10 protein-coding genes are annotated in these 15,589 nt (G+C 72.6%); 6 read left to right on the top strand and 4 right to left on the bottom strand.

The genetic code is table 11. The features are described from left to right. Positions 1 to 61: 61 nt before the first annotated feature. Together ACFVWU_RS21765 and ACFVWU_RS21760 are read right to left on the bottom strand one after the other, a co-directional pair. Positions 62 to 7,240: an amino acid adenylation domain-containing protein gene (locus tag ACFVWU_RS21765; protein ID WP_387623383.1), complete on the bottom strand. Its 7,179-nt coding sequence runs from the start codon at positions 7,238 to 7,240 to the stop codon at positions 62 to 64. 137 nt (positions 7,241 to 7,377) lie between these two features. Next, the gene (locus tag ACFVWU_RS21760) at positions 7,378 to 7,854 is read right to left on the bottom strand and encodes a GNAT family N-acetyltransferase (protein WP_387623380.1); all 477 of its coding nucleotides are present in this window, start codon (positions 7,852 to 7,854) and stop codon (positions 7,378 to 7,380) included. Positions 7,855 to 8,321: 467 nt separating this feature from the next. Between ACFVWU_RS21760 and ACFVWU_RS21755 the strand changes: the two genes are divergently transcribed. From ACFVWU_RS21755 to ACFVWU_RS21730, 6 genes are all read left to right on the top strand, one after another. Next, entirely contained in the window at positions 8,322 to 9,233 is a 912-nt protein-coding gene (locus tag ACFVWU_RS21755; protein ID WP_387623377.1) for an ABC transporter ATP-binding protein, read from the top strand. Between the two features lie 125 nt (positions 9,234 to 9,358). Beyond that, entirely contained in the window at positions 9,359 to 10,189 is an 831-nt protein-coding gene (locus ACFVWU_RS21750) for an ABC transporter permease (RefSeq protein ID WP_387623375.1), read from the top strand. A gap of 80 nt (positions 10,190 to 10,269) precedes the next feature. Then, positions 10,270 to 11,121: a dimethylargininase gene (gene ddaH, locus ACFVWU_RS21745; protein ID WP_387623372.1), complete on the top strand. Its 852-nt coding sequence runs from the start codon at positions 10,270 to 10,272 to the stop codon at positions 11,119 to 11,121. A gap of 74 nt (positions 11,122 to 11,195) precedes the next feature. Beyond that, positions 11,196 to 11,438 (top strand): MbtH family protein, encoded by a 243-nt coding sequence (locus ACFVWU_RS21740; protein WP_387623369.1) that lies wholly within the window; start codon positions 11,196 to 11,198, stop codon positions 11,436 to 11,438. Between the two features lie 306 nt (positions 11,439 to 11,744). Beyond that, positions 11,745 to 12,650 (top strand): sterol desaturase family protein, encoded by a 906-nt coding sequence (locus tag ACFVWU_RS21735; protein WP_387623366.1) that lies wholly within the window; start codon positions 11,745 to 11,747, stop codon positions 12,648 to 12,650. A gap of 77 nt (positions 12,651 to 12,727) precedes the next feature. Beyond that, positions 12,728 to 13,222, top strand: coding sequence for a GDSL-type esterase/lipase family protein (locus ACFVWU_RS21730; protein WP_387623364.1), 495 nt, complete (start codon positions 12,728 to 12,730; stop codon positions 13,220 to 13,222). A 51-nt stretch (positions 13,223 to 13,273) separates the two neighbouring features. Here ACFVWU_RS21730 and ACFVWU_RS21725 read toward each other — a convergent pair whose 3' ends face one another. Next, positions 13,274 to 13,606, bottom strand: a complete 333-nt coding sequence (locus ACFVWU_RS21725) for an alpha/beta hydrolase (protein WP_387623361.1) — start codon at positions 13,604 to 13,606, stop codon at positions 13,274 to 13,276. A 229-nt stretch (positions 13,607 to 13,835) separates the two neighbouring features. Beyond that, complete coding sequence (locus tag ACFVWU_RS21720; RefSeq protein WP_387623359.1) at positions 13,836 to 15,572, bottom strand: amidase; 1,737 nt, start codon at positions 15,570 to 15,572, stop codon at positions 13,836 to 13,838. Between the last annotated feature and the right edge of the window lie 17 nt (positions 15,573 to 15,589).

The following is a 15,589-nucleotide window of genomic DNA, read 5'->3' as shown; positions in this document are numbered from 1 at the left end:
GCCCCGCGGTCCGGGGCCGGGCGGCCGGCGACGGTCCGTCCGCAGCGCGCCGGACGGACCGTCATCGCCGGTCCTCCTCGGCCCGGCGCAGGGCGGCGGCGAGGACCCCGGCGATCTCGTCGATCGGTCCGGCGTTGGCGAGGTCCAGGTGCCGGGCGGCGATCGGGTGGTCCATCACCGGCCCGGTGGTGTGGGCCGACCACGTGGCCACCGTCTCCTCCGGCCGGTTGTCGGCCGAGGCCGTGAAGACGACCACCGGCGCGTCGAGCACACCCGGCGTCCAGCCGGTCATCAACTCGGCGTGGTAGCGGCAGGAGTCGAGGAAGACCGCCAACTGCTCCTCGTCGCGCGGCGCGGCCTCGCGCAGTGCGACCGCGAGCCGGTCGAGCAGCTCCAAAGGCGTCGGTCGCCACTCGTCCGCCAGCACGGCGGCCACCTCGGCGTCGGGCGCGCCGGTCGTCGTCAGCAGCTCGGCCAGCACGGTGGTGTCGGTGATCTCCCCGGTGTCCCGCGGCGCCGGGAGGCTGTCCAGCAGCGCGACCAGGTCGACCTCCTCGCCGGCCTCGCGCAGCAGGACGCCGATCTGATGGGCGACCAGCCCGCCGAAGGACCAGCCGAGCACCCGGTAGGGGCCGTGCGGTTGGACGGCCCGCATCCGCGCCAGGTACTCCCGCGCCAGCCCGTCCAGGGTGGCGGGCCGCGGCCCGCCACCGACTGGGCCGATGCCCTGGAAGGCGTGGACCGGCTGGTCCGGGTCGAGACCGCGCAGCAGGCCGAGGAAGCCGAGGCCGTCGCCGGTCACCGGGTGGACGCAGAACAGCGGTGCCCGGTCGCCGGTGCTCCGCAACGCCATCAGCGGCTCGAAGGCCGCGTCGGCGGACTCGGGGCGTCGCTCGGTCAGCCGCTCGGCGAGCGCTGCCGCGGTCGGCGCCTCGAACAGCGCCCGCACGGGCAGGTCGGCGCCGAACTGCGCGTGGATCCGCTCGACCAGCCGGATCAGCAGGAGTGAGTGGCCGCCGAGCAGGAAGAAGTCGTCCTCCGGACCGACCTCGGGCACGCCGAGCAGCTCGGCGAACAGCGCGACCAGCGTGCGCTCGGTCGGCGTCCGCGGCTCCCGGGAACGGCTCTCCACATGGGTCTGCGGCTCGGGCAGCCGCCGACGGTCCAGCTTGCCGTTGACGCTCACCGGCAGGGCGCCGAGCAACACGTAGGCGGTGGGCACCATGAACTCGGGCAGGTGGCCGCGCAGATGGGCGCGCAGCACGGCGGCCGTGGGCGGCTCGGCCGACGGGGCCGGCACCACGTAGGCGACGAGCCGGGCGGCGCCGGCCCGGTCCTCGCGGACGGTGACCGCGCAGGCCGAGACCGCCGGGTGCTCGCCCAGCCGGGTCTCGATCTCGCCGAGCTCGATCCGGTGGCCGCGGACCTTCACCTGGCCGTCCACCCGGCCCAGGTACTCCACCGCGCCGTCGCGGCGGCGGCGGGCCAGGTCACCGGTGCGGTACATCCGGGTGCCCGGCGCGCCGTGCGGATCGGCGACGAAGCGCTCGGCGGTGAGCGCCGAGCGGCCGAGGTAGCCGTACGCGAGCTGCTCGCCGGACAGGTAGAGCTCGCCGGGCACGCCCGGCGGGACGGGGTTCAGGGCGGAGTCCAGGACGTAGGCGCCGGTGTTCCAGACCGGCCGCCCGATCGGCACCGGGCGCGGCTGCTCGTCCGTCGGACCGCACTCCCAGGCCGTCACCTCGACGGATGCCTCGGTGGGCCCGTAGAGGTTGGCCAGCCGGGCGCCCGGGAGCACCTGCCGGAACCGGCGCACGGTGGCCGCCGGCAGGGCCTCGCCACTGGCCACCACCAGGCGCAGCCCGGTGCACTCGGCGGCCTGCGGGTGCTGGAGGAAGGCGTCCAGCATGGACGGCACGAACTGGGCGACGGTCACGTCCTGACGCTGGATCAGCTCCGCCAGGTAGGCCGGGTCGCGGTGCCCGTCGGGCCTGGCCACCACCAGGGTGGCGCCGGTGATCAGCGGCCAGAAGAACTCCCAGACCGAGACGTCGAAGCTGGAGGAGGTCTTCTGCAGCACCGCGTCGGCGGCCGTCAGCCGGTACTCCTCCTGGCCCCACCGCAGCCGGTTCGCGATGCCCTGGTGCGGGACGAGCACGCCCTTCGGCCGTCCGGTCGAGCCGGAGGTGTAGATGACGTAGGCCGGGTCCTCGGGACCAGGGGCGGTCGGGGTGACGTCCTCGGGCGCCGGCAGGTCCTCCGGGGACAGGCACGGCACGCCCTCGGAGGGGCTGAGGAGCGCGAGCTGCTCCGGTGCGGCGATGACGGCGGCCGGGCGGGCGTCCACCAGCATGAAGGCGAGCCGGTCGGCCGGGTAGTCGGGGTCGAGCGGGAGGTACGCGCCGCCGGCCCGGTGGACGGCGCACAGCGCCACCACCAGCTCGACCGAGCGGGGCACGGCCACGGCGACCCGGCTGCCCGGGCGGACGCCGACGGCGGCGAGCCGACGGGCCATCGCCTCGATCCGGCGGTCCAGTTCGGCCGGGTCGAGCGCCCGGCCCTCGAAGACCAGCGCCGGGGTGTCGGACGGGGCGGCGAGCCGTTCCCGCACGAGCGCGGCCAGCGTGGTCGGCGCCAGTTCCCGGCGCTCGCCGACGGAGTCCGCCAGCAGCGCGGCCCGCTCGTCCTCCGCGGACAGTCCGAGCCGGCCGATCGGCCGCTCGGGGTCGGCCGCCGCCGCGCCGAGCAGTCGCGCCAGGTAGTGGGCGATCGCCTCGACGGTGGCCCGGTCGAACAGATCGGTGCGGTACTCGATCGCGCCGCTCAGCTCACCGTCCGGGCCGGCGGGCGCGCCCAGCGTGACGGTGAGGTCGAACTTGGCCGGCGTCAGGCCCGCGGTGAGCACCTCGCTCTCCAGGCCGGGGATGTCCACGGCGGGACCGGCCTGGTCCATCACCAGGGCGACCTGGAAGAGCGGGTGGCGGCCGGGGGAGCGCTCCGGGTTGATCAGCTCGACGATCCGCTCGAACGGCAGGTCCTGGTGGGCGTAGGCGGCGAGGTCGGCGTCCCGGACGCGGAGCAGCAGCTCGCGGAAGCCCGGGTCGCCGTCGGTGTCGGTGCGCAGCACCAGCGTGTTGACGAAGAAGCCGACCAGGTCGTCCAGGGCCTCGTCGGTGCGGCCGGCGATCGGCGTGCCGATGGGGATGTCGGTGCCCGCGCCGAGGCGGGTGAGCAGCGCCGCGAGGCCGGCCTGGACGGCCATGAAGAGACTGGCGCCGTGCGCCCGGGCTAGGGCCGCCAGGGCCCGGTGGTCCTCGCCGGTCAGCCGCAGCGGGACGCGGCCGGCCTCCTGGCCGGTCTCGGCGGTGCGGCGCCGGTCCACCGGCAGCGCGATCTCCTCGGGCAGGCCGTCCAGGGCCTTGCTCCAGTACTGCCACTGGCGCGCGGCCGGGCTGCCCGGGTCCTCGTCGTCCCCGAGCAGCGCGAGCTGCCACTGGGTGTAGTCGGCGTACTGGACGGGCAGGGCCGTCCAGTCGGGTGCGCGGCCGGCCGCCCGGGCCTGGTAGGCGGCGCCCAGGTCGCGGGCGAGCGGGCCCAGCGACCAGCCGTCGCAGGCGATGTGGTGGACCGTCAGCAGCAGGACGTGCCGGTCGGGCGCGAGGGTGACGAGGTGGGCGCGCAGCGGCGGCTCGGCGGTGAGGTCGAAGGGCTGGGCGGCGGCGGTGCGCAGGGCCTCGGCCAGGTCCTCCTCGGCCGTGTCGGCGGCGGACAGCAGCGGGGGCAGCTGGTCGGGGTCGAGGACGAGCTGCCGCGGGTCGGCCCCGTCGGCGGGGAAGACGGTGCGCAGGGCCTCGTGGCGGACGGCGCAGTCGTGCAGCGCGGCGGCGAGCGCGTCGGCGTCCAGGGCGCCGGTCAGGCGCAGGGCGAGCGGGATGTGGTACGCATCGCTGCGCGGGTCCAGCTGCTGCAGGAACCAGAGCCGGCGCTGGGCGTGCGAGAGCGGGATCCGCTCGGGCCGGGCGGCGGCGGTCAGCGCCGGGCGACATCGGTCGGTGTCCACCAGGCGCGCCAGTCCGGCGGCGGTGGGGCTCTCGAAGATCGCCCGGATGGGCAGTTCGGCGCCCAGGGCGGTCCGCACCCGGCTGACCAGCCGGGTGGCGAGCAGCGAGTGGCCGCCGAGGGCGAAGAAGTCGTCGTCGGGGCCGACCTCGGCGACGCCGAGGACCTCGGCGAGCAGCGCGCAGAGCGCGGCCTCGCGGGCGTCCCGGGGGGCCCGGGACGGGCCGGTGGCTGCGCGCAGATCGGGCTCGGGCAGGGCCGAACCGTCGAGCTTGCCGCTGGAGTTGAGCGGCAGCCGGTCGAGGACGGCGTACGCCGCCGGGATCATGTAGTCGGGCAGCTGCCCCGCCAGCAGCTCGCGCACCTCGGCGAGGTCGGGGGCGGTGCCGTCCTCGGTCACCAGGTAGGCGGCGAGGTGGCGCTCCTCGGCGCTGCCCCGAGCCAGCACGGCCGCCTGCAGGACGGCGGGGTGGCGCAGCAGCACCGCTTCGATCTCGCCGGGCTCGATCCGGAAGCCGCGGATCTTGATCTGCCCGTCGGCCCGGCCGAGGTACTCCACCTGGCCGTCGCGGCGCATCCGGGCGAGGTCGCCGGTGCGGTACATGCGGGCGCCGGGCGGCCCGTACGGATCGGCGACGAAGCGTTCGGCGGTGAGGCCGGGGCGGCGCAGGTAGCCGCGGGCCAGGTGCGGCCCGGACAGGTAGAGCTCGCCGGGCACGCCGAGCGGGACCGGTCGCAGCCGCTCGTCCAGCACGTACGCGCGGGTGTTGTCGAGCGGGCGGCCGATGACGGGGGTGGTGCTGTCCGCCAGGTTGCAGGCGAGCGCGTCGACGGTGCACTCGGTCGGGCCGTAGTAGTTGAACACCGCGACGTCCGGCAGGGCGGAGAGTTCGGTCCACAGCGCCGGGCCGACGGCCTCGCCGCCGAGCATCAGCACGGTCGGGCGGTGGTGGTCCTCGGCGAACAGGCCGGCCGCGGTGAGCGCCGGGACGTACGTCGGGGTGAGGTCGAGGAAGTCCACGCGCTCCCGGCGGACGTAGTCGACCAGGGCCTGCGGGTCGAGCCGGACCTCGTCGCTCAGCAGGTGCAGCGGGTGGCCCTCGAGCAGCCAGAACAGCGGCTCCCAGGCGGTGTCGAAGGTGATCGATGCGACCAGTCCGAGCTGGAGGCGCCGGCCCTGCGGGCCGCCGGACGGGCGGACCATGCGGGTGCGGTGGTGCTGCATCAGGCTGCTGAGGCCGCCGTGCGGGATCACCACGCCCTTGGGCACGCCGGTCGACCCGGAGGTGTGGATGACGTAGGCGGGGTCGAGCGGGCCGGTGGGGCCGGTCCGGTCGGAGTCGGTCAGGTTCCCGCAGGGGTGGGCGGCGATGCCGGCCCGGACCGCGGGCTCGTCCAGGACCAGCACGGGCGCGCCGTCCGGCAGACGTCCGGCGTCGGCGGCCGTGGCGAGCACGCAGACCGGGGCGGCGTCGGCGAGGATGCCGGCCAGCCGCTCGCGCGGAACGGCGGGGCTGACCGGGATGTAGGCGGCGCCTGACTTGAGGACGGCGAGCAGGGAGACGAACAGGTCGGTGGTGCGCGGCAGCGCCAGGACGACGTACCGGTCGGGGCCGGCCCCGCGCCGGACGAGCTCCCGGGCGAGCCGGTTGGCCCGCTCGTTGACCTCGGCGTAGGTGAGCCGGCCGTCCTCGGCGACGAGCGCCGTGACCTCGCCCTCCAGGGCGGCGCGCTCCTCGAAGGCGGCGTGGTAGGTGGCGGTGGGGGTGGGCAGCGTGGGCCCGCCGGCGCGGTCCAGGAGTTCGAGGCGCTCGTCGGCGGAGAGCAGGTCGTACGCGCCGATCCGCCGGTCCGGGTCGGCGGCGGCCTCGGCGAGCATCCGGCCGAGCCGGACGGTCAGGGCCTCGGCGCCCTCCCGGGTGAACAGATCGGTGCTGTACTCGACGAAGCAGCCGAGCCCGGCCGGGGAGCCGTCGGCCTCGTGCGACTCGCGGATGTTGAAGGACAGGTCGAACTTGGCGCCGCCCGGGCCGGCCTCGGCGATCTCGGTGTCGATGCCGGGCAGGGTGAGGGCCGCCTCGGGGGTGTTCTGGAAGGCCAGCATCACCTGGAACAGTGGGTGCCAGGCCAGCGAGCGGTGCGGGTTGAGCGCGGTGATCAGCCGCTCGAACGGGAACTCCTGGTGGGCGAAGCCCTGGAGGTCGGTGCGGCGCACCCGCTTGAGCAGTTCGCGGAAGGTCGGGTCGCCGGAGGTGTCCAGGCGCAGGACCAGCGGGTTGACGAAGTAGCCGACGACCTCGTCGTAGCGCTCGTCGGTGCGACCCGCGATCGGGCTGGCGATCGGGATGTCCGTACCGGCCCCGGAGCGGGTCAGCACCGCGGCCAGCGCGGCCTGGAGCACCATGAACATGCTGACCCGGCAGGAGCGGGAGAGCGCCAGCAGCTCGCGGTGCAGCTCGGCCGGGAGGTTCCACGGGAAGAACTCGCCCCGGTGCGACATCGCGGCCGGCCTGGGGTGGTCGGTGGGCAGCTCCAGGTAGTCCGGCAGACCGGCCAGGGCCTGACGCCAGTAAGCGAGTTGGCGTCCGCCGCCGCTGCTCTGCGGGTCGTCCAGGTCGCCGAGGCTCTCGTGCTGACGTACGGCGTACTCGGCGTACGTGGCGGGCAGCGGGGACCAGACGGGCGCCCGGTCCTGCTTCCGGGCCAGGTACGCGGTGCTGAGGTCGCGGGCCAGCGGGGCCATCGACCAGCCGTCGCCGGCGATGTGGTGCAGCACCATCAGCACCACGTGCTCCTGCGGGCCGAGCGCGAACAGGTGCACCCGCAGCGGAACTTCCGCCTGCAGATCGAAGACGTGCCCGGACTCGGCCTCGATCAGGGCGGACAGCTCCGCCTCGGTGGTGGGCACCACGGTGAGCACCGGGGGTACTTCGGTCATCGGCAGCACGTGCTGGCGCGGCACGCCGTCCCGCTCGGGGAAGAGGGTGCGCAGGGCCGCGTGCCGCTCCATCACGTCGGCGAGGGCGTACCGGAGCGCCTCGTGGTCGACCGGGCCGGTCAGCCGCAGTGCCACCGGGACGTTGTACGAGGCGTCCCCACCCTGGAGGCGGTCATTGAACCAGAGCGCCAACTGCGCGTACGACAGCGGTGTTTCCGCGGGCAGGCTGTGTTCGCCCAGCACGAGGTGTCCCTCCAGGTGGATCCGCCCCGCCGGCCTGGTGGGCTGGGCGGGCCGGACGGTGGTTTTCCGGTGGCTCTTGGCCGTTGGGGCCCGCCGACGTCCCTCGGCGGGGTACTACCGCACGGAGCGGGCGGAAGTCACGCGGTCCAGCGGTAGGTCATGTCCGGCTCGTTCTCCTCGTTGCGGCTGCCGTCGTTGGTGTCCACCACGACGAATCCGTGCCGCTCGTAGAAGGCGCGGGCCTCGGTGTTCTTCTGGAAGACGTGCAGCGAGAGCTCCTGCGGGCCGGCCGACTTGACGGCCTCCAGCAGCAGCGTCCCGATACCGCGACGGCGCGCGTCGGGGCGCAGATAGAGGTGGTCGAGCAGGTTGCCGTCGAGCGAGGCGAAGCCCAGGAGGGCCCGGGTGTCGGCATCCTCGGCCACCCAGACCCGAGTGCCCGTCAGTACCACGTTGGTGATCCACCACAGGGTGGCCTCGTCACTGTGCACACGGGGGAGATACGGCATGGCCGCGGCGCGGGAGGCCAGGAAGACCTCGGTGACGGCCCCGGCGTCCTCGGGTTCCGCGCCCCGCAGGTGAACATCCCCGGTGAACGGTCCGTCGGATTGCATCCACATCTCCTCGATAGGGACATCACGGACAGTGCTGCCGCGGGTGGCTGTCAAGGACGGAACGCGTGATCGGCACCCGTCGCAGACCGATGTCGAAGTCGGTCGAGCAGCGGGTGATTGAGCCGAATTTCCCCCCGGATGGGCCAGCGTGACGCGGTCCCAGCGGCATTGATCTTCGGTCAACATAACACCTGGTCATGGACATGGGAACCCCCTCTGGACGGGTTCCCGACAAGGCGATTCTGCGGTTAGATGAGTGCGCGCCGTGCGTGCGATCGGACCTGAACCGGCGACGCCCCGGCGGCCGTTGTGGCATCACGTCGGCCGGACAGATTCCGTGACCGACCGGAAGCCGGGCCCGGATTTCCGGGACCGAGGGTGCCGGCCGATCCGGCGCGGCGACTTTCGCGACTTCCCGGTCCCTTCCCGAGCCCCTTCCCAGACCCCTTTCGAAAGGAACGGCCCGCGTGGACACCCCTGCCGTCCGAATCAGCGGTGCGGTCAAGACCTTCGGCACCACCACCGCGGTGGGCGGCCTGGACCTGGAGGTGCCGGCCGGCATGTTCCTGGGCCTGCTCGGCCCCAACGGCGCCGGCAAGTCCACCACCATGCGGATGCTCACCGGACAGACCCGGGCGGACGCGGGCACGGTGGAGGTCTTCGGGCACCGAATGCCGGACGACTCCCGCCGGGCCCGCTCCCTGGTCGGCGTCGTGCCGCAGCACGACAACATCGACCCCGAACTGACGGTGCGACAGAACCTCGAGGTCTTCGTACGGTTCACGGCCCTACCGCGCACCGGGTACCGTGACGCCGTCGACCGCGCGCTGGCGGCGGTCCGGCTCACCGACCGCGCCGACACCCGGGCCGACGCGCTCTCCGGCGGCATGCGTCGCCGGGTCCTCCTGGCCCGGGGCATCGTCAACAACCCGCGGCTGCTGCTCATGGACGAGCCCACCGTCGGCCTGGACCCGCAGATCCGGCAGGACCTGTGGGACGTGATCGACGGGATGCGCGAGAGCGGCACCACCGTGGTGATGTCGACCCACTACATCGAGGAGGCGGAGCGGCTCGCCGACGAGGTGGCGGTGGTGTTCGGCGGCCGGCTGATCGCCCGGGGCACCCCGACGGAGCTGCTGCGCGCCCACGCGGGCGCCCAGGCCGCCGAGTACCGGGGTGACGCGGCCCGGCGCGAACTGGTCGAAGCCGAAGCCGCCCGGGTCGGACTGCCCAGCCGCCGCACCGGTCCGGCGGTCTCCGTCCTGCGGGCCGAGACCATCCCCGTGCAGCTGCACGAGCGCCTCGGGCCGCCGGACGTGCTGCGCCCGACCTCCCTGGAAGACGTGTTCGTCGCGCTGACCGGAGAACTGTTCGGCTGAGCCCCGCCGCGCGGCCGAGCCCCGCGAACCGGCCGGTCCCCGTCGGGGGACCGCCGGCCGGAGCACGGCGCCCACCGGCCACCGGCGGGAACAGGGCCCGCCGGCCCCCACAGAGAGGACACCCGATGACCACGGCGACGCCCACGCCCCGCACCGAGGCGCAGGCCGGCCTCCCGGCCGCCCCAGGCCGGCCGCCCGCCCTGTGGCCGACCATGCGGGCGGTCTGGCTGCGCGAGCTGCTGCTCTTCCGTCGCTACTGGCCCGCCATCACCTTCGGCTCGCTGATCGAGCCGCTGGTCTACATGACCGGCTTCGGCCTGGGCTTCAGCCGGCTGATCGACTCGGTCCAGGGCCATCCGTACCCGCAGTTCGTCGGCGTCGGCATGGTGGTCACCTCGGTGCTCTTCGCCTCGGCCTTCGCCGGGATGTTCGAGAGCTTCAACCGCCGCAAGTACCAGAAGATCTACGACGCCGTCCTCTGCCAGCCCGTCGACGTCTGGGAGCTGGTCACGGCCGAGGCGTCCTGGATAGCCGTCAAGTCCTCCGTCTACGGCACCGCGCCGCTGCTGGTCACCCTCGCCATCGGCCTCCCACCGGGGCCGGAGCTGCTGCTGGTGCCGCTGGTGGCGCTGGTCTCAGGCTTCGCCTTCGCACTGCTCGGCATGTGGGTGTCCTGCCTGGTGCCGGCGATCGACTGGCTGCGACTCGTGGTCTCCGGCGTGCTGACGCCGCTGGTGATGGCCGCGGGCGTGTTCTTCCCGCTGGACGGGCTGCCCGGCTGGGTCCAGGGCGTCGCCGCCGTCAACCCGATCTACCACTGCACGCAGACGGTCCGTCACGCCGCCTTCGGGACCCTGGGTGCGGCGGACGCGCTGCACGGGGCCGTGCTGGCCGGATTCGCCGTCCTCGCCTGGTACCTGGCCGTCCGCGGGATGCGCCGACGGCTCATCGACTGATCCGGGGGAGCACCGCACCCCCGACCGCCTCGGTCCCGGCCTTCCCCCGGGTACCGCACAGACCAAGGAGAACCACGTCCATGACGGACACCACCCGGCCGGACCCGAGCGACCGGACGCCGGTCCGCACCTCGAGCCCGCGCCGCTTCCTGATGTGCCGGCCCAGCCACTTCGACGTCAGCTACTCCATCAACCCCTGGATGCACCCGGAGAAGCCGGTCGACGGCGAGCGCGCGCTCGCCCAGTGGACCCGGCTGCGCGACCTCTACCGCGAACTCGGCCACACCGTCGAGGAGATCGCCCCGCTGCCCGGCCTGCCGGACATGGTCTTCGCGGCCAACGGGGCCACCGTGATCGACGGGAAGGTCCTGGGAGCGCGCTTCCGCCACGCCGAGCGCACGGCCGAGGGCCCCGCCTACCTCTCCTGGTTCCGCGAGCAGGGCTACTCCGAACTCCTGTGGCCCGAACACATCAACGAGGGTGAGGGCGACTACCTGCTGGTCGGCCGCCGGCTGCTGGCCGGTACCGGTTTCCGCACCGACCCGAGGTCGCACGCCGAGGCCCAGGAGTTCTTCGGGGTTCCGGTGACCAGCCTGACCCTGGTCGACCCGGAGTTCTACCACCTGGACACGGCCCTCGCCGTCCTCTCCGACGACGAGGTCATGTACTACCCGGCGGCCTTCACCCCCGGCAGCCGAGCGGTGCTGCGCGAGCTGTTCCCGGACGCGATCCTGGCAACCGACGAGGACGCCGCCGTCTTCGGCCTCAACGCGCTCTCCGACGGCCACCACGTGCTGCTGCCCGAATCGGCCACCCACCTGATCGGCGAACTGCGCCGACGGGGCTTCGAGCCGATAGGCGTGGACCTCACCGAGCTGCTCAAGGCGGGCGGCAGCGTCAAGTGCTGCACCCTGGAGCTGCGCGGCCGGTGATCGTCCCGGCGCCGGTCCGGCGCAGGCGACACGTCGATGCACGCCACATCATCCATGCGAGAGAGGACGACGTGATGACGAATCCGTTCGACGATCCGGAAGCCGACTACCTGGTCCTGGTCAATGAGGACGGCCAGCACTCGCTGTGGCCGAACTTCGTCACGGTACCCGACGGTTGGGAGACGGTCTTCGGCGAGGCAAGGCGGCAGGACTGCCTCGACTACATCGAGAATGCCTGGACCGACATAAGCCCCAAGAGCCTGGCCGGGGCGACGGCACAGGAGTCTGGCGATCGAACAGAGGCCACGCTCGGGTGACCGGGGCACCGAGGGCACAGGAAGCCGGGCAGGCCCACGGGACGGATCAGGGAACCGCGGAACGCCGCTGACCGAACAGGTCCTTGTGCGGCGCATCGCGTCCGCCGGCCGGCAGACCGTCGAGTGCAGGGCGACGTGGGGGCCGGTTCGGGTGTGGCGGAAAAACATCGAAGACGAGTGAGATATTGCCCGTTCCGGGCAGGAAGGTGTGTCATGGAATTGACGGGGGAAGCAGTGGGGAAAGAGTTCGGAAGAACGCGTAGAAGCTTGCGTTTTGTGATCCGGTATTTCAGCTATCCCATTCTGATGGCGCTGACTCTCGGGGCCTCCATCTCGCTCGTCGACACCTCGTTCCCGCAGTGGGCCATCGTGCCGATGGTCACGGTCTTCGCCTCGGTGTACGTGGCCGTACTGGAGCGGGTCCAACCGTTCTACGAGGGGTGGAACCGCTCGCGCGACGATGTGGTCACGGATGCCACCTCCAGCCTGGTGGCCTTGCTCGTGGTCGCCCGGCTGGTTGAGCCGCTCTTCCTCTCGGTCCTGTTCGCCGGCTCCGTCTTTCTCTCGAAGGAGCTGGACAGCACGCTGTGGCCGACGAGTTGGCCTCCGGTCGCCCAGGCTGCGCTGGCGCTCTTTGTCGGAGAGTTCTTCTACTACTGGATGCACCGCTGGATTCACGGAGCGCGGTTCTTCTGGCGGTTCCATGCGGTGCACCACAGCTCGGAGCGACTCTACTGGCTCAACTCGGCCCGTTTCCACCCGATCGACTTCTTCCTCGACGACGTGGCGATAGTCTTCCCGCTGGCACTCACCGGGTGGACCCTGCACAGCATCTCGGGCCTGATCATTCTGCTGACCTTCTACAACTGCCACGGCGTCACCATGCATTCGAACATGGATGTCCGCCTGGGTCCGCTGAACTATCTGGTGCCCGGGCCGGAGCAGCACCGCTGGCATCATTCCAGGGACATGCGTGAGGCGAACAACAACTTCGGTGGCAAGGTCGTCATCTGGGACTTGTTGTTCGGAACCTTCCTTCTGCCCGGCGACCGCATTCCCCCGGAGGACATCGGCCTGGCCGACAATGTCCGTCTGCCCGACTCCTACGTGGGCTTGCTGCTGGCTCCGTTCCGCTGGTCCAAACTTCCGCTGCGCAATCCCGATCCGGCGCTGGAGCCCAAGCCGGCCAAGTCCGGTGCGGACAGCGTCTGACAACTGCGGATCCGACCGCCGATCGGACGGTCGTACAGGTCCAAGGCCACGGCCGGATCTCGGGCGATGCGGTCGGTGTGCCGCTTCACGAGGTCACCGAGACCTTTGCGATCGAGCACCTGGGAGTGCGACGCAGCCGCTTCCCACACGACGTCCTCGGCCAGCCGGACGTCAAGGACGTCATCGTGCTCGAGAGCATCAACGACATCGGCGACAACATCGGCTCCGACGGCACCGGACCGCTGACGGCGACCGACCTGGAGAACGGCATGCTGAACGTCATCCGCCAGGCGCACGCGGCAGGAGCGAAGATCACCGGTGGAACGATCCTGCCCCACCAGGGCGCCAAGTACTGCACGACCTACGGTGAGCAGATCCGTGAGACCGTGAACCAGTGGATCCTGACGAGCGGCGCGTTCGACGGCGTCATCGACTTCGACAAGGTGATGCAGAACCCCGGCAATCCGCTGGCGCTCGACCCCACGTACGACTCCGGCGACCGCCTGCACCCGAACGACGCCGGGTACCAGGCGATGGCCGACGCGGTCGACCTGAGCACGTTCGTGCCGTAGCCGGGAGTCGGGGCTCCGGATCAGCGATCTCGCCGCAGTCCCCGGCCCTGCTCAGCAGGTGGTGCCCGGTGACACGGGCTTGAGCCCGGTCAGGTAGCCGTCCACCGCGTCGGTGACGCAGGCGTTGCTGCGGCCGTAGGCACCGTGGCCCAGGCCCTTGAAGGTGAGCAGCATCCCGCCGGGCAGCTGGGCGGCCAGGCTCTGGGCGTTCTGGTACGGCGTCGCCGGGTCGCCGGTGGTACCGGCCACGAGGACCGGCGGCAGGCCGGCGGCGGACACCCGGTGCGGCTTGAGCGGGCCGGCGGGCCAGTCGCGGCAGTTGAGTGCGGCGAGTACACCGGAGGTCCCGAAGACGCCCGACTCCCGGTGGGCGCGATCGAGCACGTTCCAGTAGGCCTGCGGGTCCTTGGGGTGCGGGATGTCGAGGCAGTTGACGGCCGTCAGGACGTCGCCGCTGTTGTCGCGCGGCGGGGTGTCCGCGTCGTGCGTGCCGTTCGTGGTGCTCGGCTCCGGGGATGGCCGCCTCCACCTTCTGGTGGAAGCGGCCTCTTCGGTCTGTGAGATCGCGGTCGGGAGGGCGTGAACCCGCGAGCCCTTGGGCCCCGGTGGTCCGTCAGTCGACTGGAAGGCGCGGGGTGCGCGGCGGTTCCGTGCGGCGTCGCCCGGTCGTTTCGAAGGCGGCGGCGAGCCGGAGCAGGGTGGTGTCGTCGTAGGAGCGGCCGGCGAAGGTCAGCCCGACCGGCATGCCGGTGTCGGTCATGGTGCCCATCGGGACGGTCACCGTGGGAATTCCGAGGTGGCGCGGTACGAGGTTGCCGTTCGCGACCCACACGCCGTTGTGCCAGCCGAGGTCGGCGGAGGCCTCGTTCACGTCCATGTCCGCAGGGCCGACGTCGGCGACCGTGGGGAAGAGCACGGCGTCCAGGCCGAGTTCGTCCATCCACGTCTCCAGGTCGATCCTGCGGGTCTCCTCGAGTCCGCGCAGTCCCTGCTCGAGGTGCGGGATCTCGGTGATCGACGCGTACGGACGGTCGCGCACGAGCCGCGGGTAGTCGGCGATCACGTCGTCGAAGCCGGTGTAGCGGTCCGGCAGTTCGCCGGGGTGCTTGGGCCAGATGCGTGCGCCCTCGACGTCGGCGAGGGTCGCCAGTGCGGGGTCCGCGTTGGCGCGCAGGAAGTCGTCCCAGGCCCAGGCCGACAGGTCGAGGATCTCGCGGGTGAGGAACTCGCGGCTGACGAGGCCTCGGGTGAGGAGGGACGGCGCGCCGGGGCGGTCGGACTCGTAGTTGGTCACCACGGGGAAGGCGACCTCGACGACCTCGGCGCCGGCGTCCTCCAGATCGCGGCGGGAGGCCTGCCACAGGGCGATGACCGAGGCGCGCGTGTCGATCCGCTGTCCGGTCCGGCCGCCGATGCCGCCGTCGGGGTTGGTCCCGGCGTCGGGGTCGGCGTTGATGTACATCCCGGGCACGCCGACGCGCTTGCCGGCGAGCGTCGCGCGCGCCGCTGCCGCGTCCGCGGGGGCCAGCGCCGGGTAGGAGGCCGGACGGACCTGGGACGGTGCGGGCAGCTGCACCCAGGGCTGGGACCGCCACAGGTCGCCGCGGGTGTCCGGGTCGTCGGCGACGATGACGTCGAGCAGTTCGAGGAGGTCGGCCATGGTGCGGGTGTGCGGGACCACGACGTCCATGGTCGGTACGAGTGGCCAGTTGCCGCGCACCGAGATCACGCCGCGGCTGGGGGTGTAGGCGCACAGGGCGTTGTTCGAGGCGGGCGCCCGGCCCGAGGACCAGGTCTCCTCGCCGAGGCCGAACGCGCCGAACGAGGCCGCCGTGGCGGTGCCCGAGCCGTTCGAGGAGCCGGAGCCGTAGGCGCTGGTGAGCCAGTCGGCGCTGTAGGGGCTTTCGGCGCGGCCGTAGACGCCGCGCTGCATGCCGCCGTTCGCCATCGGCGGCATGTTGGTCAGGCCGATGAGCACGGCACCGGCGGCGCGCAGCCGCTCGATGGCGAAGGCGTCGCGCTGGGCGACGAGGTGTTCGAAGGCGGGTGAACCGGCGGCGGCGGTCAGGCCCTTGGCGAGGTAGCTGTCCTTGGCGGTGTAGGGGATGCCGTCGAGCGGACCGAGGGTCTCGCCGCGTGCGCGGCGGGCGTCGGAGGCCTCGGCGTCGGCGCGGGCGTCCGGATTCATCACGACGAGCGAGTTGAGCGCTGTGGCGGTGCCGGGTCGGTCATAGGCCTCGATCCGGGCGAGGTAGGCGTCGAGCAGGCCGACCGCGGTGGTCTCGCCCTTCTCCAGCGCCGCGCGCAGGTCGGCGATACCTGTCTCGACGACGTCGAATGCGCGTGTCATGCGGATGTCTCCAGGGT

Source organism: Kitasatospora sp. NPDC058190, assembly GCF_042883685.1.
Lineage (GTDB): Bacteria > Actinomycetota > Actinomycetes > Streptomycetales > Streptomycetaceae > Kitasatospora.
This window is presented reverse-complemented; position numbering and strand designations above follow the sequence as displayed.

Bases quoted from the DNA above. Each gene is read 5' to 3' on its own strand.
- ACFVWU_RS21760 (WP_387623380.1), bottom strand. From the start codon at position 7,854: ATGCAATCCGACGGACCGTTCACCGGGGATGTTCACCTGCGGGGCGCG.
- ACFVWU_RS21750 (WP_387623375.1), top strand. From the start codon at position 9,359: ATGACCACGGCGACGCCCACGCCCCGCACCGAGGCGCAGGCCGGCCTC.
- ddaH (WP_387623372.1), top strand. From the start codon at position 10,270: ATGACGGACACCACCCGGCCGGACCCGAGCGACCGGACGCCGGTCCGC.
- ACFVWU_RS21740 (WP_387623369.1), top strand. From the start codon at position 11,196: ATGACGAATCCGTTCGACGATCCGGAAGCCGACTACCTGGTCCTGGTC.
- ACFVWU_RS21735 (WP_387623366.1), top strand. From the start codon at position 11,745: ATGGCGCTGACTCTCGGGGCCTCCATCTCGCTCGTCGACACCTCGTTC.
- ACFVWU_RS21720 (WP_387623359.1), bottom strand. From the start codon at position 15,572: ATGACACGCGCATTCGACGTCGTCGAGACAGGTATCGCCGACCTGCGC.